The sequence below is a fragment of the Mycobacterium lacus genome, assembly GCF_010731535.1.
Taxonomy (GTDB): Bacteria; Actinomycetota; Actinomycetes; order Mycobacteriales; family Mycobacteriaceae; genus Mycobacterium; species Mycobacterium lacus.
On sequence record NZ_AP022581.1, the window covers coordinates 3,795,315 to 3,813,323 of the forward strand.

General features: G+C 68.2%; 15 protein-coding genes and 1 pseudogene. 6 read left to right on the top strand and 10 right to left on the bottom strand.

Features of this window, described 5'->3' with window-relative positions:
• Nucleotides 1-35 precede the first annotated feature (35 nt).
• The 3 genes from lpqN to G6N24_RS17475 are packed head-to-tail and all read left to right on the top strand — an operon-like array spanning nt 36 to nt 3,317.
• The gene (gene lpqN, locus G6N24_RS17465) at nt 36-725 is read left to right on the top strand and encodes an envelope biogenesis lipoprotein LpqN (RefSeq protein WP_085157358.1); all 690 of its coding nucleotides are present in this window, start codon (nt 36-38) and stop codon (nt 723-725) included.
• 26 nt (nt 726-751) lie between these two features.
• Nucleotides 752-2,461 carry a thiamine pyrophosphate-binding protein gene (locus G6N24_RS17470; RefSeq protein WP_085157355.1) on the top strand — a complete coding sequence of 570 codons (1,710 nt, stop codon included), beginning with the start codon at nt 752-754 and terminating at the stop codon, nt 2,459-2,461.
• A gap of 31 nt (nt 2,462-2,492) precedes the next feature.
• Complete coding sequence (locus tag G6N24_RS17475; protein ID WP_139822220.1) at nt 2,493-3,317, top strand: DUF3298 domain-containing protein; 825 nt, start codon at nt 2,493-2,495, stop codon at nt 3,315-3,317.
• Nucleotides 3,318-3,343: 26 nt separating this feature from the next.
• Here G6N24_RS17475 and G6N24_RS17480 read toward each other — a convergent pair whose 3' ends face one another.
• Complete coding sequence (locus G6N24_RS17480; RefSeq protein WP_085157349.1) at nt 3,344-3,751, bottom strand: type II toxin-antitoxin system VapC family toxin; 408 nt, start codon at nt 3,749-3,751, stop codon at nt 3,344-3,346.
• Entirely contained in the window at nt 3,748-3,963 is a 216-nt protein-coding gene (locus G6N24_RS17485) for a ribbon-helix-helix domain-containing protein (protein WP_085157346.1), read from the bottom strand. The genes G6N24_RS17480 and G6N24_RS17485 overlap by 4 nt, the downstream gene beginning before the upstream one ends.
• 106 nt (nt 3,964-4,069) lie before the next feature.
• Here G6N24_RS17485 and G6N24_RS17490 point away from each other — a divergent pair, with 106 nt between their 5' ends.
• Entirely contained in the window at nt 4,070-4,573 is a 504-nt protein-coding gene (locus G6N24_RS17490; RefSeq protein ID WP_085157343.1) for a hypothetical protein, read from the top strand.
• Here G6N24_RS17490 and G6N24_RS17495 read toward each other — a convergent pair.
• From G6N24_RS17495 to galT, 3 genes are read right to left on the bottom strand one after another with little or no spacing between them, the layout of a single operon-like run.
• A complete protein-coding gene (locus G6N24_RS17495) occupies nt 4,518-5,315 on the bottom strand; it encodes a Mut7-C RNAse domain-containing protein (RefSeq protein WP_085157615.1) in 798 nt (265 codons plus the stop codon). The genes G6N24_RS17490 and G6N24_RS17495 overlap by 56 nt on opposite strands.
• Nucleotides 5,316-5,338: 23 nt before the next feature.
• The gene (locus G6N24_RS17500; RefSeq protein WP_085157340.1) at nt 5,339-6,445 is read right to left on the bottom strand and encodes a galactokinase; all 1,107 of its coding nucleotides are present in this window, start codon (nt 6,443-6,445) and stop codon (nt 5,339-5,341) included.
• Nucleotides 6,442-7,536: a galactose-1-phosphate uridylyltransferase gene (gene galT, locus G6N24_RS17505; RefSeq protein WP_085157335.1), complete on the bottom strand. Its 1,095-nt coding sequence runs from the start codon at nt 7,534-7,536 to the stop codon at nt 6,442-6,444. Before galT ends, G6N24_RS17500 begins: the two co-directional genes overlap by 4 nt.
• 125 nt (nt 7,537-7,661) lie before the next feature.
• On the opposite strand from galT, the gene G6N24_RS17510 reads away from it, so the two are divergent.
• Nucleotides 7,662-9,824 (top strand): FUSC family protein, encoded by a 2,163-nt coding sequence (locus tag G6N24_RS17510; RefSeq protein WP_085157332.1) that lies wholly within the window; start codon nt 7,662-7,664, stop codon nt 9,822-9,824.
• Here the strand turns inward: G6N24_RS17510 and G6N24_RS17515 are convergent.
• Both G6N24_RS17515 and G6N24_RS17520 read right to left on the bottom strand, forming a co-directional pair.
• Nucleotides 9,793-10,578, bottom strand: coding sequence for a VOC family protein (locus G6N24_RS17515; RefSeq protein ID WP_085157329.1), 786 nt, complete (start codon nt 10,576-10,578; stop codon nt 9,793-9,795). The two genes, G6N24_RS17510 and G6N24_RS17515, sit on opposite strands and share 32 nt — an antisense overlap.
• Nucleotides 10,579-10,592: 14 nt before the next feature.
• Nucleotides 10,593-11,895: pseudogene (locus G6N24_RS17520) on the bottom strand (TIGR03086 family metal-binding protein).
• A 101-nt stretch (nt 11,896-11,996) separates the two neighbouring features.
• Between G6N24_RS17520 and G6N24_RS17530 the strand changes: the two are divergent.
• Nucleotides 11,997-13,172: an FAD-binding domain gene (locus tag G6N24_RS17530; RefSeq protein WP_085157323.1), complete on the top strand. Its 1,176-nt coding sequence runs from the start codon at nt 11,997-11,999 to the stop codon at nt 13,170-13,172.
• Here the strand turns inward: G6N24_RS17530 and G6N24_RS17535 are convergent.
• From G6N24_RS17535 to G6N24_RS17545, 3 genes are all read right to left on the bottom strand, one after another.
• Nucleotides 13,151-14,539 (bottom strand): cytochrome P450, encoded by a 1,389-nt coding sequence (locus tag G6N24_RS17535; RefSeq protein WP_085157318.1) that lies wholly within the window; start codon nt 14,537-14,539, stop codon nt 13,151-13,153. The genes G6N24_RS17530 and G6N24_RS17535 overlap by 22 nt on opposite strands.
• A gap of 162 nt (nt 14,540-14,701) precedes the next feature.
• Entirely contained in the window at nt 14,702-16,141 is a 1,440-nt protein-coding gene (locus G6N24_RS17540; protein WP_085157315.1) for an amidase, read from the bottom strand.
• A gap of 529 nt (nt 16,142-16,670) precedes the next feature.
• Nucleotides 16,671-17,900: an MFS transporter gene (locus tag G6N24_RS17545; protein ID WP_085157608.1), complete on the bottom strand. Its 1,230-nt coding sequence runs from the start codon at nt 17,898-17,900 to the stop codon at nt 16,671-16,673.
• Between the last annotated feature and the right edge of the window lie 109 nt (nt 17,901-18,009).

Genomic DNA, 18,009 nt, shown 5'->3' on the forward strand with positions numbered 1-18,009 from the left:
GCTGGTATCGGCCCAATTCTCGGGAGATGCGACAGATGAAGGTTTTCATCGCGGCAATCGCGACTATGGCGTTGAGCCTGGCGCTCGTTGGTTGCGGCTCTGAGAAGTCCGGTACCAAAGCATCGACGTCGACGTCCGCGTCGACGTCAACCTCGACAACAACATCGACGACAACCCCTGCGACACCAGGCGCGCAGGCCCACAAGACGATCGCCGACTACGTCACCGAAAACCAGATCACCGAGACCCCCATCCATCACGGCGACCCCGGATCCCCGAACATCAACCTGCCCGTGCCCAACGGTTGGCAGCTGCTCCCCGAAAGCGCGGGCGCACCCTATGGCGGAATCGCCTACAGCCAGCCGACGGACCCCAACGACCCCCCCACCATTGCGGCGCTCGTCTCCAAGCTGACGGGCAACGTCGACCCCGCGAAGATCATCGAATACGCCCCGGGTGAGTTGCAGAACCTGCCGGGATACGAGGGCTCCGGCAATGGAACGGCGTCGACTCTTGGCGGCTTTCAGGCGTGGCAGCTGGGCGGCTCATACACGAAGCTCGGCAAGAAGCGGGCCGTCGCACAGAAGACCGTGGTGATCCCCGTTCCCGCCCAGGGGGCGGTATACGTGCTTCAGCTCAACGCCGAAGCCCTCGACGACGAGGCAGGTCCGCTGATGGACGCCACCGGCGTCATCGACGACCAAACAACCATCACCCTCCCCTGATTCGGGCGCACACCAGAAGCCGTCCCATGCGCGCCGAGAACGGCCCCAAGAACGGATCCGAAGTCCTGCTCGAGCAGTTGAAAACCCAAGGCGTGGATTGTATTTTCGCCTCGCCCATCGCGGTCATGGCACCGATCTGGGAAGCGCTGGCCCGCCGGGGCGACGACGCCAAGCCGCGGTACTTCCGCTGCCGCCACGAACTGCTGGCCGTCAGCCTGGCCTCCGGGTACTACAAGGCCACCGGACGCGCCCAGGTCGTGTTTCTGCCCTCGTCGCTGGGCGTGCAAAACGGATCCATGGGCCTGCACACCGCTTTGCAGGAACGCACCCCGATGACCGCGCTGTCACCCGACACGCTCAGCTACGGCGAGGACCCCAAGGCCGATCCCGGCCCCGAGTGGCCCTCGCTGCTGGTCGACCTCGTGGGTCCGGCGCGCAACGCCGAAGCCGTCGTCAAATGGTCGAAACGGGCGCGAACCGCCTCAGAGCTGGTACACGAACTTCATCGCGCCCGCTTTGTCGCCGAGTCGGTTCCGCGTGGCCCGACGGTGCTGGAGGTCCCCTTCGATCTGCTGGTCGGCCCCGGTCACGGTGAGATTCCGGCCTGGGTCACGCCCGCGCCGGTCGTCGCCACCGGTGAACAGATCGATCAGGCCGCTCGGCTGCTCGCCGGGGCCGAGCGCCCGCTGATCATCACCGAGCACGCGGGCCGCACCGACGACGAACGCGACACCCTGGTCAACATCGCCGAGGCGCTCACGGCGCCCGTCTTCGAATTCATGACGCCCGCCTATCACAACTTCCCGCGCTGCCACCCGCTCTACGGCGCCGGGCCCGTGGAGGCGGTGCTGGGTGACGCCGACGCGATCCTGCTGGCCGGGTGCAACGCGCCGTGGCACCCGCCGCACCGGCCGCTGCGGGCGGGGTGCGCCGTCATCCACGCCGACGAAGACCCGCTGCGTCCCCGCGCCGCGTACTGGGGCTACCCGACCACGCACACGATTCCCGGCGACCTCGCCGCCAACCTCCAAGCGCTCGCCGCGAACCTGCAGCGGCGATCGGCCACCCGGCCCGCCGCCCCTGAAGCAATGGCGCGATGGTCGGCCCACACCGCGGCGGTGCGCGCCGAGGGCATCGAGCGGGCACGGGAATCCCGGTCGCAGGCAACCGGTTTCGTGCCGGCCGCCGAGCTGTTCGGTGAACTGCACGACGTGCTGCCCGGCGATGCGATCTGTGTCGACGAGATCATCGCCCAACTGCCGCACATGCTTCAGTTCCTCTTCGAGAGCAAGCCCATTCGGCAATATCGCGGCTGGGCCGGGGCGCTCGGGACCAGCCTGGGCACCGCGCTGGGGATCAAGCTCGCGCGGCCGCATCAGCTCGTCGTGTCGATCCTGGGCGACGGCGCCTGGCACTACAACCCCGTTGTGGCGGCCCTCGGGTTCGCCCAGGAGTACGACCTTCCGCTGCTGATCGTGCTGTGCGACAACCGCTGCTTGGCGTCGCAGACGTGGAACGTTGTGCACTACTTCCCCGACAGCGACGCGACGCGCGAGCGCAATTTCATCGGCGACGTCATCACGCCCACGCCCGACTACGTCAAGGTCGCCGAGGCCTACGGTGGGACGGGCGAACGTGTCGAACAATCCGCCGCGCTGCGACCGGCCCTGCAGCGCGCGTTGGCAGCGGTCGCCGCCGGCAAAACTTTCCTGCTCGACGTGTTCGTCAGTCCATAGTTCTATCCCGACGAGCCCCTAAAGTAGGGCGATGCTCTGGTTTTCCCGGCTGTTGTCCAAGTGCGGGTCGCAACGGTGGCCCGGCGCCGTGCTGTCCGCCGCACTACTCGCGTGCGCCTGCCATGCCCCGAGCCGTGGCCCGGCCACTCCGGCGGCCGGTCGGTCGCCGACACCCACCAATCTCTGTGCCGAGATGGGCGGGACGTGGGATGCAAACGCCGGGAAATGCACGCTGAGCAAGGACGGCGCGAACGGGGTTCACGTGGAGGTGAAGGCGACATATCCGGCCGACCTTGTCACCAACCCGGCGGCCGGGCAAGTGCTCGCGCCGTTCCTGCGGAAGTTCTTCGCCGACTATGGCCAAACGGACAGCAATGGCAGCGGGGACGCCAACCTCGCCTATACGTTGTACGCCCACGGGCCGGCTACCAAAACCGTCTTGTTCCAGGCCGATTGGTACTTCAACGGCATGCCGCACCCGGGTGGGCAGATCACCACATTCACCTTCGATTTCGACCAGGGCAAGCAGCTTCAGCTGGCCGATCTCGTCTGTCCGGGGGTCGACCCGCTCAAGGCCATCCCGCCGATCGCCCGGCCGCTTGTGCAGCAGGCGCTGATCGAATCGCCTTTTCGTGTTGAGCAGTTCGAGCCGGACCAACCCGACGGCGAACTCGCCGACAATTACCAGGCCTGGGCGTTGGACGGTGACGACCTCGTCCTCTACATGCCGGCCGGCCGCGGTCCCGGCGGCGTTCCCCCCGGGTTCATCACCCCTCGCGTTCCGCTTGCCGCGCTCTCGTCGATACTCCGCGAAAAGGGCTGCCCGACCGCGACGACGACGCCGCCGCCGCCCTGAAATTCCGAACTCCGCAACGCTGGCGATCACGGAATGACCGCGAACCGCCCACCGCCAACCGGCCGCAACACCGTGAAGTGGCGGCGGTCCAGGGTGACGATCGTGCGCGTGCGGTACCGATCAGCCAGCACCACGTTGGACGCATCCGCGATCCCAATGCGCTGGTCGCGATATTTCTTTACAATGTCGGCCGCTTGCTCCAACTCGGCGGCACCGAATTCGGCGAGCTCCCATGCCCCGCTGGCGAGTTCGCGCAGGACCGCGAGCTCGGCATCAACCCCTACCCGGGTGGCGATGAGATAGTCGAGTTCCGCGACGACATACGGCGAAACGACGAGTACTTCCTCGGATCTATCGATGCAGCCGGTCACGGCCGCATGGTCTGGCTCGGCCACATCGAAAAAGGCAAGCAGCGCACTTGTGTCGACGATCACCGCTGACCAAAGCCGTCCAGAAGCTCGTCGACGCGCCGGGCAACCGGCTGCGAGCCCGAGTACAGGCCCCCGCGCGGCGCCGGCCTAGCAGCGCCTACCGCCATCCGGATGGAATCCCTGATGACCTCGGCCTCGGAGACCCCACGCTGCCGGGCCGCGCGCTTCACGGCCGCTTTGAGATCGTCCGGCAAGTAGACCGTTGTCTTATCCACATATATATGGTACCACCGGTGGCACCATATATCTCCGGCTAGTCGCGGGGCATCGACTTCGATGCTGTCGTAGCCGCGGGGCCCCGATCGGACCTACGGTGTTGGCATGGCAGAACAGTCGCACGCGGTAGAAGTCGGGCACCCACCGGAGGCCCTACTCCGTCTCATCAACCCGGTCCTGGGCGCACTACTGCGCACACCGCTCGCCGGCTCGGCACGCAAGCAACTGATGGTGCTGAATTTCACCGGACGAAAATCCGGGCGGCGGTTCTCAATTCCGGTGAGCGCCCATGTAATCGACGGCGAGTTGTATGCGCTGACCGGCGCGCCCTGGAAGCAGAACTTTCGCGACGGCGCCGTCGCGCAGGTCGTCCACGACGGGAAGACGACCACGATGCGCGGCGAACTCATCCGGGACCGTGCGGTGTTACCCGATCTCTATCTGCGGTGCGCCCAGTCCTACGACGTCAAGCGCGCGCAGCGCATGATGGGTTTGACATTCCGCGACCAGCGCGTACCGACACAAGAGGAGTTCACCGAGGCGATCGACCGCCTCAAACTGGCGGCCGTCCGGTTGACTCCGGCCAGCCCCCCGGAGCCGCCCCGGTAGCGAGTCGGTCGGCGAGCCTTTCGACGAGACGGAGCAACCGTACGTAATGTGAACCGGCCCAATAAATCCGATCGCATTGCGGGCAGCGGCTGAATTCCTCGTAGTAGCGACGGGTCAACGGCTCGAGGCGGTCACTTATCTCTTCCTTGTCGGCCGCGACCAGCCTGCCGTTGCATCGCACGCACCGGGTGAAGGGCGCCAGCCGTTGCCGCAGGTCCAGGCGCCGTATCACCTCGAGCGTCTGCTCCTCGGGATGGTGGGAATGGACGAACAGCCCGTGCGTGATAGCCCTGCGCTTCAACAGGGCGCGGTCGCGGGTCAGCAGGATCCGCTGCTCGCGAACGCTGACATCGACGAGGGTCGGGTCGTCAGCGTCGGTCGACCACCACACGTCGAGCCCCAGCACCCGCAGGAGCCGCGCGAGCCGGCCGAGGTTCACGTCGACGACGAACCGGGGATCGCGCAACGGCACCGGGCGCAGCCTGGAAGTCGACCCGACATCCAGGGCCTCGAACATCGGGTAGGCGGCGATGCGGTCGCCGACAGCCGGCCGGTGGTTGAAGTCCTTGGGATCGCCATTCACCAGGATCAGGTCGACCTCGGTATGCGGAATGCCCATCGCCTCCAGAACATCCTTGACCGTCTGATGACTCCGGAACGGCCGGCGCACCGTCAGACCACGCAACTGCGGCTCGACGAAGTCGTTGAGCTCGGCGTATGCCCGCACATCGACATGGCCGATCCGTTCCGGGGCGCCGGGCTCGGTCACCGACACGACCCCGCGCCGGCGGCCGCGCGGGTTCGGGTGATCACCGGCTCCCCAAACCCGGCTTGGCGCACCGCTCGTCGCACCGCTTCGCCGACGACCTGCACCCGCTCCACCGGCACCAGGGCGATCACGGCGCCGCCGAAGCCGCCACCCGTCATCCGGGCGCCCAGAGCACCCGCCCGCACCGCGGCGTCGGCGATCAGGTCGATGTGGGCTGTGGTGATTCCGAAATCGTCACGCATGGAGACATGCGACGCGGTGAGTAACCGCCCGGCCGCGCGATAGTCCGAATCTGCCAGCGCCGCAACGAACTCGAGGACCCGGCGGTTTTCGGTGAGCACATGACAGGCACGACGCGCGTCGACCGGGTCGGCCACCGCAGCCAAGACCGAGGGCCCGCGGCCGGCAACCTCACGCAGCGATGGCACGCCCAGATCGGCGGCCGCCCGCTCGCACGATTCGCGACGCGCCGCATAGTCGCCGCCGGCGTGACGATGGCGGGCCCGGGAGTCGATCAGCAGCAGCGCAACACCACAAGCGTCCGGATCGAAGGCCACCGGCGCCACGGTGAGGTCGCGGAAGTCGATCAGCAGCGCCGTTGACGGCTGCCCGAACAGCGATGCCAGCTGGTCAAGCAAACCCGTTGGGGCGCCGACATAGTCGTTCTCGGCGCGCTGGGCGAGCCGCGCCCGTTCGATGCGGTCGATGGGTGCACCCCGGGCGGCCGTCACGAGCGCGCCGAGGGCGGCGCATTCCAGCGCCGCCGAGGAAGCCAGGCCGCTCCCCATCTCCAGGTCGCTGGTGATCCACATCGCACCGCCGGGCACCGGGTGGCCGGCTTGCCGCAGCGCCCATATCACCCCGGCGACGTAGCCGGCCCAGCCGGCTATGTAGCTGGGGGCGTCACCGGGAGCGGTGCCGAGCGGAATGCGCATCGTGTCGTCCGCGCGATCGCTGTTCACGGCGATGACATCGCTACGGTCGGGCGCAAACGTCACCACGGTGCGCTGCGGCAGCGCGATCGGCAGCGCGAATCCCAGGTTGTAATCGGTGTGCTCCCCGATCAGGTTGATCCGCCCGGGTGCCGCATACCGGACCGTCATCCCAGTTCCCGCAGCCGCGAAGCCACGCTTTCGGGCGTGACGTCGCTGATGAAGGCGTCCATTGCCGACTCGGAGGCCGCCAAGTACTTGAGCCTGGTGGCGCTGCGCCGGATCGACATCAGCTCGACGTGGAAATAGCCCTCAGCCTGGGCATCGGCGTCAGAGAACTGGTGCAGCGCCGAAATATAGGGCAGGGGAACCGAATACATCCGGTCAAACCGCCCCAGCACGTCGAGATACACCCGGGTGAACCCGTCCAGTTCGGCCTCGTCGAGTTCGACCAGGTTGTGCGCGAACCTGTTCGGGTAGATGTGCACCTCGACCGGCCAGCGCGCCGCGAACGGCACGAACGCCGTGAACAGCTCGGTGCGCGCGACGACGCGACTGCCGTCGGCGACCTCGTGCGCCAATAGATCGGCAAAGAGGTTGCGGCCGTGACGCATTCGATGTTCGCGCGCTTGCCGCAGCATGGCGGCGGTTCGGGGCGTCACATAGGGATATCCGTAGATCTGACCGTGCGGATGGGTCAGCGTCACCCCGATTTCCTCGCCGCGGTTCTCGAAACAGAACACCTGCTCGATGCCCGGCGCGGCCATCAGGTCGGCGGTGCGGTGCCGCCACGCCTCGACGACCAGCCGGGCGTGCGCCGGTTGCAGCGCCGCGAACGACCCGGTGTGGGCACTGGAAAAGCAGATCACCTCGCTGCGGCCACGCCCCGGAGCGGACACGAAGCCGTCACCGGAAGGCGCGGGCGTGGGCGCCGGCATCGGATCGAAGGCGCCGGACAGGCTCGGGAACCGGTTCTCGAAGACGACGACGTCGTAGTCGGGGGCGGGCACTTCGCTGCTCAGCCCGGTCGGGCCCGGACAGAGCGGGCACTGATCTGCAGCCGGCAGGTAGGTGCGGTCTTGGCGCAGCGCCGCGACGATCACCCATTGCCCGGTCGCCCGGTCGAACCGCAACTGCGACTGGTCCGGGTCACGCTCCGGCAGTGCTCTGCGATCGGCAACCGGGGCCGGACGACGCCCAGGCAACGCGAAGAACAGCAGGTCACGTCCGTCGGCCAGCTTCGTCCGCGTCGGCGCCGTCACGATGTCGAAGACTAACCTGGAACGAAGCGCGTGCGTAGACGAGAGGCGGTCACCCGATAACTGTTCTCTACGAGCGAGCGCGAATCTGGACCATCGGCTCCGATCCCGGATTGTTGCGGCTCCGGATGGCGACCCGGACGACGGCCGCGCTGGCCGGCTCCCTGCTGGCGCTCTACGCGATGTCCAAGGCAACCGGGCAGCCCCTGACCGTCGCACTGCTCGGCGCCGTCATCACGATGATCGCGGCACGATCCGTCGACGAGCCGGACCCGCGTCGGCTACGGATCACGATGGCGCTGCTGCCCGTGCCGGCCGCGGTTTCCATCACCGCCGCCGTGCTGTTGGCGCCCGACCGGGTGGCCAGCGACGTCGCCTTCGTGGTGGTCGTGTTCGCCGCCGTCTATATCCGCCGCTTCGGGTCCCGCGGGAGGGCGCTGGGGATGGTCGCGTTCATGGCCTACTTCTTCGCCTTGTACTTGCGGGCCAACACGTCTGAGTTGCCCTGGATGATCGTCGCCGTCCTGGTGGGCACGTTGTGCACGTTGGTGACGAGTGCCTACCTGCTGCCCGACCGACCAGAACGGGTGCTGCGAGCCACGATTCGCTCACTGCGTGCGCGGATGGCGATCGTGGTCGACACTACCGCCGACACGCTACGGGCGGGCGGTCTCGACGAACGGCGCCGCCGCCGCCTGCAGGCCCGAATCACCCGGCTCAACGGGACCGCGCTCATGGTGCAAAGCCAGATCGAGGACGGGGCCAACCCGGCCACGCTGTGGCCCGGGGTCACCGGCGAACAACTGGCCCGGTGGCTGTTCGACGCCGAACTCGCCGTCGAATGGGTCGCGATCGCCGGTCAGCGCGCGGCGGCTGTAGCGGCCGAGATACCCGCCGCTACCCGCATCGAACTGGCTGGAGCGCTCACCCAGCTGGCACGGGCCATCCGGGTCCCGCGCCCCGGCGGGCTGCGACGGGCCGCGAACCTGGCTCGGCAGTTTGTCGACGAGCGGGCCGGCCCCGCCACCGCCGATTCCGCCAGCGAAGCCGCCGCACACCGCCTGGCCCTGGCGATAATCGCCGCGACGACCGCGACCTCCGAAATCCGCGCGCTCGTCGAGCACGCCGCCGCCAACGCCGCGCCCGACATCGTCTCGACCACACCGCCGCCGGCACCCGACAACGGCGGCGACCAACAACCCAGCGGCGGTCTGCTGCCGACGACCAGGCAAGCCATCCAGGTGTCCGTCGCCGCGTCGCTGGCCATCGTCACCGGCGAGTTGGTGTCGCCGGCGCGCTGGTACTGGGCGGTGATCGCGGCGTTCGTCGTATTCGCCGGCACCAACTCCTGGGGCGAAACCCTCACCAAGGGCTGGCAGCGCCTGCTCGGCACCGCGCTCGGGGCGCCCAGTGGTCTGCTGGTTGCCACACTGGTCTCCGGGGACACGGTCGAGTCGCTGGTCTTGATCTTCGTGTGCCTGTTCTGCGCCTTCTACTTCATGAAGGTCACCTACAGCCTGATGACCTTCTGGATCACGACGATGCTGGCGCTGCTGTTGGGACTGCTCGGCCAATTCTCGCTCGACGTGCTGCTGATGCGGATCGAGGAGACCGCGATCGGCGCCGTCATCGGCGTCAGCGTGGCGATCCTGGTGCTGCCGACCAACACCAGAACGGTCATCCGCAAGGACACCCGCGCCTTTTTGACCTCCCTGTCGGCCCTGATCGAGACGTCGATGGCGACCATGTTCGACGACGAAGAGGCCGCGAGCCCGACCGAGCAGGCGCGTCAACTCGATCGGGACCTGCAACAGTTCCGGATCACCGCCAAGCCACTGCTGGCCGGGGTTGCCGGCTTCGCCGGGCGTCGCAGCATTCAACGCAGTCTGCGGCTGTTCACCGCCTGCGACCACTACGCGCGAAACCTGGCCCGCAGCAGCGAGCAGTACCAGGACCCGAGCTGCCCCCCGCAGCTGGCGGACGCCGTCACCACCGCCGCGGAGCAGACACGGCGCGGCATCGACGCACTGGTCGCCGCCCTCGACGGCGCCCGTGAGGTGACCGTCGTCCCCGCGGCGGATTCCCTCGACGCGGCCGAGGCCCTGGCCAGGCAGCACTACGGCTCGTCCGATCCGGCAGCGCCGGGTCCGAACGCGCGCCGGCTGCTGGCCGCATTGAACTCGCTGCGCCGGATCGAGCGGGCCGTCGTCGCCGCCGCCACCCACCTCGGCGCCGACGCCGGCCTCAGGCTGGCGAGCCCTACTGGCGCGGCGCGGGCTTCAACACGCTGAAGACCCCGCCTTGCGGGTCGGACAAGACGGCACACCGCCCGACCGAAGGAATGTCGAACGGCTGCGCGAGGACCTGGCCCCCCTCCGCGCCCGCCTTGGTCGCTGTCGCGTCAACGTCGTCGACCGCGAAATAGACGTGCCAGTGGTTCGGCACTTCGGGCATCGGCGGTTCCATACAGCCGCCGACGTCGGTTCCGCCGGCCTTGAGGACCCGATAGCTCTGGCCCGGAGCCATCTCCATCGTGGCGTGGGTCAGGCCGATCACCGCTTCGTAGAACGCCAGCGCCAAATCCGGTTTGTCCGTTATCAATTCGTTCCAGATGACCGCGCCGCTCTCATTGACCAGCGTGGCGCCGATGTGCCCGTAAGCCTGCCAAAGTCCCACCACCGCGCCGGTGGGATCGGCGACGAAACTCATCCGGCCGGCGTCGTCGATGTCGAACGCCGGCATCAGCACTTGCCCTCCTGCGATCGACACCTCGGCAACCACCGCGTCGACGTCGTCCACCGCGATGTAGGTGTTCCACGCCGGCGGCCGGCCCTCGGGCGCACCCGGCGGCATCGGCGCGATGGCGGCCACGGTTTCGCCGTTCAACGTGGCCATCGAGTACACGCCGCCACCCCCGGGCATCTCGTTGTCGTCGTAACTCCAGCCCAACAGTGACGAGTAGAACTGTTTGGCGGCCGGCTGATCGGTGGTCTGCAGGTCGACCCAGTTCGGCGTGCCCTGCGCGTATTCGGTTCTCCTGGGCATGATTTCACCTTTCGCTAGTTGGCGGATGCGTGGGCGGCGGTCGGCCGACGGCCGGTGAAGGCGATCAGTCGATCGAGGACTGGGGCAAAGGACCCGACCGCCGTTGGCTCGGCGAAGCCCGTGTTGTTTCGAGCGGCCGGGGTGATGACCCGGCCGGCCACCCCCAGCACGTACTCCGACACCGGCTCGGAAACCACTACCTGACGACCGGTGGCGATAGCGAAATCCCAAGCATGGACCAGGAATTCAAGGGACAGGATGCCGACCGGAACGGTCGCGGGCACCTGGTTGGAGTTCAGCTCGACGGTGCCGTCCAGGCCTCGTCGCCGCCACGCTTCCAGTGCGGCCTGCGCCGCGTCGGCCACCTGGGTTTCCAGCGGCGCGTCCGGATCGCGAGGCGGCGAGTGCGCGCCCGCGGCGCCACCGATGATCGTGAGGGATCGCATCAAATGATCCGCTAGCTGCGACACGTCGAATTCCTTGCACGGCGTCTGCTTGGACAGGTCGGAGGCGTCGAGCCCGCGCAGCACGTGCTGGATGACCGCCAATGTCGCTTCGGCGCATGACAGTTCGTCGAGTGGGTCGGGGATTGCCGCCCAGTCGTCAGGGCCGGCGTCGCCACGTTGGCCCGCGGCGACCAGCCGGCCGAGGTAGTGATTCCAGCCTTCGGCGTGACGGGCCGCCTGCTCCTCGGTCAGCCCAACGTGGACCAGTCGAACCTCGGTACCGCCGTCGACCGGAGTCAACGTGACGGTGACGGTCGACGCGCCCGGCGGCGGATCGCCGTGCCCCTCCCACCCCCAGGAGAAGGCCACCCGGTTGCCCGGGTCCACGTCGACGACGGTGCCCGCCGCGGTGCGCCCCGGGGTCACCGTCCATCGATAGGAACCGCCCACCCGAAGCTCGACACGGGCGGCGACGGTCATCCAGCGCCGAAGCCTATCGGGTCGCGTGATCAGCTCGAAGGTGCTGGCCGGATCCAACGGCACGACGACTGCTTTTTCGAACGGCATGGCGGACTCCTCGTGACGGTTCATGGTGGGCGGCCTCGGTCACGAGGCGGTCCAGCTCATCGGTCCAGAACGACGCGAAAAGAGCGCGCAGCCGCAGCATCCCGCGCTCGTCGAGCCGGTAATACCGCTCGCGTCCCTGTTTGCGTGCGGTGACCAGACCCACCTCGGTGAGGATGGCAAGGTGCTGCGATATTGCCGACCGGGTGACGGGAAACTGCGACGCGAGCTGCGTGACGGTGAGTTCGCCCGGTGCCAGGAGTTGCAGCAGCCGACGCCGGGTCGGCTCTGCCGCGACTTCCAGCATGTCGAGCACACATCGATACGTTAGTCATTTCTAACGTATCGATCAATGGGCGCGGGAGCCCCGCGAGGCGGCCGAACCATGCCATAGGGCACAATTGCAGTGTGCACGTAGCGATCAGCGGTGCCGGCGTGGCGGGGGCGGCGCTAGCGCACTGGCTGCACCGCACCGGCCACACGCCGACGGTCATCGAGCAGGCGCCGAAGTTCCGCACCGGCGGCTACATGATCGACTTCTGGGGCGTCGGCTACCAAGTGGCCAAGTGCATGGGCATCGAGGACACCATCCGCGCCGACGGGTACCAGATTGAGCGCCTGCTCTCCGTCGGCCGCAACGGCGAGGTCAAGGCCGACGTAAACGTCAACGTCCTTCGCCGCGTGATCGGCGACGATTTCACCAGCCTCCCCCGCGGCGACCTGGCCGCCGCGATCTACGCCACCATCGACGGCAAGGTCGAGACGATATTCGCCGACAGCGTCGCCACCATCGACCAGCACAGCGACGGCGTCCGCCTGACCTTCGAAAACAGCGAGCCGCGGGACTTCGACCTGATCGTCGGCGCCGACGGATTGCACTCGAACGTGCGTCGCCTCGCCTTCGGGCCAGACCGGAATTTCGAGCGCTACCTCGGCTGCAAGGTCGCGGCCTGCGTGGTCGACGGCTACCGGCCCCGCGACGAGCTGAGCTATGTCCTCTACAACGTTCCGGGCCGCCAACTGGGGCGCTTCGCGCTGCGCGACGACCGCACCATGTTCTTGTTCATCTTCCGCGCCGAGCACGACGCTAGCGCTGCGGCGCCAAAAGACCAGTTGCGCAACCAGTTTGGCGACGCGGGCTGGGAATGCTCGGATATCCTGGCGGCGCTCGACGGCGTCGACGACCTGTACTTCGACGTCGTCAGCCAGATCCGGATCGACGACTGGTCGCGCGGCCGGGTGGCGTTGATCGGCGACGCGGCCGGGTGCATCTCGCTGCTCGGCGGCGAAGGAACCGGCCTGGCGATCACCGAGGCCTACGTGCTGGCCGGGGAGTTGATGCGCGCCGGCGGCGACCACCGCCGCGCCTTCGACGCCTACCAGGCGCGCCTACATCCCTTCATCAAGAGCAAGCAAGCCAGTGCGGCGAGGTACATCTCGTTTTTCGCCACGCGGACCCGATTCGGCCTGTGGTTCCGCAACCTAGCGATGCGCACGATGAACCTCGGGCCGCTGGCCACCCTGTTGGCCGGCAGCGTGCGCGACGACTTCGACCTGCCCGACTACGGCATTGAGCGGTCGTGAGCCGCCGGCCACGCCGCCACTGGCGGGGCGTTCCTGACGGCTCGAACACGGATGCGGGCGCCGCGGTGCGGGACCAGGATGACGTGCTTCAGCCTCGGCCGTTCGCCGGCCGCGTCGGTGGTGCTCAATTCGACCTGGCGCAGGATCTCCCGCAGGACCACCCGCATCTCGAGCATGGCGAAGGTGGCGCCGAGGCAGCGCCGGTTGCCGCCGCCGAACGGCAACCAGGTGGTGGGGCCCAGGGTGGCGCCGATCATCCGATCGGGGTCGAACCGGTCCGGATCCCGGTACACGTCGGGGTTCGCATGCACCAGGCCGATCCCCGGGACCACCATGGTTCCAACCGGCAGCCGGTAGCCGGCCAGCTCGACCGGCTCGGTGAGGAGGCGGCCGACGTCGAACACCACCGGACGGATCCGCAGCGTCTCCTTCGCCAGCGCGTCGAGGTATTCGTCGCCGGCCGGATCTCCCGCGGCGCTGGCATCGGCCGCCCACACCGCCTTGGCCAGGATGGCCGGGTGTCGGGTGAGTCGCTCCAGCGCCCAGGCCAGCCCGGTCGCGGTGGTGTCGTGGCCGGCCACCAACAGCGTCATCAGCTGATCGCGCAGCTCGGGGTCGGTCATCGTGCTCGCTGATCCCGAGCCGCCGTCCGCGTCCGCGCGCACCAGCATGGCCAGCGCGTCGGCGCGCGCGGCCACGTTGGGGTCGGCCCGACGGTCGGCGATTTCGGCGTAGAGCAGCCCGTCCGCCTCGGCGATTCGCCGGCGCAGTGCCCGCCATGGGCGGTGACGCAGCAGCGTCGGGTTTGCCAATGCCAGCGTCTCCCACGGTCCCACCTTGAGCAGCCGCGGCATGACCTCGCGCAGCGCGGCCAGCCGGGCCGGATCGGCGGCGCCGATGACCGTCCGCAGGATCACCTCGAGGGTGATCTCGGACATCTTCGGCGCGACCGGGAAGGTTTTGCCCACCGGCCACGCCGCGATGTTCGCCGCGGCGATCCCGGCCATCACCTCCGCCTGATGGGTGACGGCGTCGCGATGAAATGGCGGCAGCATTAAGCGGCGCCGGTCCCGGTGCACGTCGTCGTCGATCAGCAACAGGGAGCCCTCGCCAAGCATTCCACGCAACATCGAGTTTGCTTCACCGGCATGAAAAACGCTGGGATCGCCGGCGAACACCGTCTTGATGTGAGCCGGATCGGCCAGATACACCAACGTGCCAATTGACGCGATTCTCAGCGTAAAGACGCTGCCATAGCGACGCCGGCAGGCGGCCACGAACCGCGACCCGTGGCGCAACATCAACACCGTCTGCACCGAGCGGGGCAGCCGGGGTCCGGGCGGCAGCGCGGTCGTGGGCTTGCCCATCGCGTAAGTCTATGACGGATGCCGCCCGCCGTGTCCGGCTCGAGATCACGCGCGCGGCTTGGTCATGACGCGCCCCCACTCAAGCGATTCGCGCGCATGCCCGGAGGTGACGGGATTTGTGCACGACGGGATGCCGCCGATGATGCGAGGGATGATGGGGCCTTAGGGGATCGCCGGGTGATCGAACCAAGGATGGGCCGATTCCAGTTGCGCGGCAAGGCGTATGAGAACGTCCTCCCGCCCGTACGCGGCGACGAGCTGGATGCCGATGGGTAGGCCGTCGGCGTTGCGGTAGAGGGGAAGGCTGATCGCCGGCTGTCCGCTCATGTTGAACGGGGGCGTGAACGCGGCGAACTGCCCGCCACGGCGCATCGGCTCCGTCGGATGTTCGGGATTGTTTGCGAACTCGGTCAATGGTGGCGGCGGTTCGGCCACTGTCGGAGTGAGGAGCAGGTCCCAGCCATCGGCCCACCACTGCTGCAGCGCACGCCGGAACGCGTAGACCGCGGCCTGCGCGGCGGCGTAGTCGACGGCGGTCACCCGCCGCGCCCCCTCGATGAACACCCAATTCACCGGTTCGATGTCATCCGCGGTCACCTCCCGACCGAGTGTGTCGCTGAACCCGCGCGCCGCCAGCGCCAGCTGCGTGGCCCATAGCGCCATGAACTTCGTCGGCAATGTCGTATCCGCAAGACATGCAGGCCACGCCGGCTCCACGATGTGGCCAAGGCCTTCGAGCATCGACGCCGCCGCGCGCACCGCCGAAACGCAGTCATGGTGCAGAAATTCGCCACGCGGATGGACGTCGAGCAGGCCGACGCGCAGCCGACCGGGCTCGGCGCCAACCTCTTTGATGTACGGTCGCCGCGGCGCGGGTGCGATCACGGTGTCGCCGGTCCCGGGGCCGCACACCGCATCGAGCAGGCCTGCCGTGTCGCGCACGGTGCGGCTCACACATAGTTCGACGCCCAGCCCCGCTTCGGCGCGCACCGGCCCTACCGTGATCCGACCCTGGCTCGGCTTGAGCCCCACGAGCCCGCAGCACGACGCCGGGATGCGGATGCTGCCGCCCCCGTCCGAGGCGTTGGCGAACGGGACCATCCCTGTCGCAACCGCCGCGGCGGCACCGCCACTCGACCCACCCGGTGTGCGCTCCAGTGCCCATGGGTTGCGGGTCGGTCCCCAGGCCAGCGGCTGTGTCGTTGGCAGGCTGCCCATCTCGGAGCTATTCGTCCGCCCGGCGATGACCAGCCCGGCCGCCTTAAAGCGGGCCACCAGCGTGGTGTCGGCGACGTCGATCTTGCCCGCCTCTTTCAGCGCCACATTGCCGTTGGAAAGCGTCTGTCCCGCGAAGCTCGTATAGAGGTCCTTCAGCAGAAAGGGCACACCCCGGAATGGCCCATCGGGAAGGTCCGGATCGGCGGCCACGGCCCGGGCGTGCTCGAACCACTCGATTACCACGGCGTTCAACGCCGGGTTGGATCGCTCGATGCGCTCGATCGCCGCCTCCACCAGCTCGCTCGGCGTGACCTCGGCCTTGGCCACCAGCAGCGCCTGATCCGTGGCATCCATCCACCGTGTCTCGTCCGCAAGCCCACTCATGACTTTCGGTCTACCACGACCGAGAACGTCATCCTTGCCGTTGCCGAGGGTCAGTCGTGACGCGCTGGCTCTGAAGCAGCCCGAAGCCGGGCTCAACCGACGAAGGCCGCCCGAGTTGCGGCAGGCGCCGAACCGCACTTGGCTCGTTGATCACACGACTTGGCAGGGAGATCTGCTGATCAGTGGCTTTGATCGGCGCGCGCTCAATCGCGTGATTGCCTTGTTCGCGTGCTTCGCCTGTGTGGCCGTCGCCTCCTGTTCGGCGACCAGTGCTCCCCCGCCCGCGGCCAAGACAGCTAGGGCCACTTCGACAACCACCGCCAGCAAGGTCACCCGGCCCGCCCCGAGACCAGTCCATTGGCGAAAGATTGGCAAAGCGGCGGCGGAACGACCTACTTCGGCCGCCCCGAGGACTCCTCGCTCAGCAGATCAGCGCTCGAGGATATGCCGGGAAATCATCTGGTGCAGGACCAGGATGGACGCTATCCCGGTCCGCGGACCTAGCGCAGCGCCGCCCCCGGCGGTCTGGTCAGGCGGCCAACCGCCGAACGCCGCCGGGGATTAGCTGCCCCGGTGCGGAACCGGTTGTGGCGTCGTCTGGTTCGCGATGGGCGCGGACCGGGCGGCCCACGAGCGTCACCGTAAACGCGAGCATGCCGACCGCAACGACCGTCAGCGCGGCCAAACCGATCGCGTAGCTACCGAACATGCTGTTGAGTCCGCCCATGATCAGGGGCGGAACGAACCCACCGAGGCCGCCGGCCGCGCCGACCACCCCGGTGACCGAGCCAACCTTGTTGGCGGGGGCAAGCACGGCGACGAGCGCGAACACGGCGCCGCTACCACTGCCGAGCGCGGCGGCCATGGACAGGAACGCGATCGTGCCCAATGGCATCAGCGGCGGGGCAAACGCCTGGATGGCCGCCGCCACGGCCACGACCGCCATGCATACGGCCACGACGCGCACCGCCCCGAGCCGGTCGGACAGCCAGCCGCCGGCGGGCCGCATCAGGACCGCCAGCACGACGAACCCGGCCATCCGATTTGCCGCGTCGGCGTGGGTCAGCCCGTACGCGGTCTTCAGGTACGCGGGCAGGTAGACCGAGAACGCGACATAACCGCCGAACGCGACCGAGTACAGCGCCGCCGCCTGCCACGTGGCCGGCAGCCGCACGGTGTCGAGCAATCGTCGCACCACCGGATCGGTGGGCACCGCACGTCCCGGGGCGTCGCGCAGCAGCAGCGCCGCCACGGCCGCATAGACCGCAAGGCCCGCCGCGGTCAGCACGAACGGTGCCACGACCCCGGAGAAATTCACGAGCCGCACCGTGGTCAACGCGCTGATCGCGGTCCCGCCCACTCCCATGCCGAAGATGCCGATGGCCAGGCCACGACGCTCGGGCGGGAACCAGGCGTTGACGAACGGCACACCCACGGCGAACGTGGTGCCGCCAAGTCCGAGGAAGAAACCACCGATCAGCAGCCCGGTCAGCGTGGCATGACCGGCCAGCCCCAGGTAGAGCACGGGCATAATCGTCAGCGCTGAGATGGCCGGGAGCATCACCCGGCCGCCGAATCGGTCGGTGAGCGCCCCCGCAGGAATCCGGCCGAGCGAGCCGACCACCACCGGCACGGCGACCACCAGTGCCTGCTGAAAGGAGCCCAGCCCCACCGAGTCCTTGAACAGCGGGCCGAGCGGGCTCAGCAGCGCCCATGCCCAGAAGTTGATCGCAAACCCAATCGTGGCCAGACTCAACATCAGTGCCCGCCTGCCGATTGCCGACGGTTGTCGTGCCGGCGCTTTCCCGCGTGCGCTGTGGTGCGTCGCGATCACGCTTCGAGCGTGCGTCGGCACTGAGCAGTGTCGA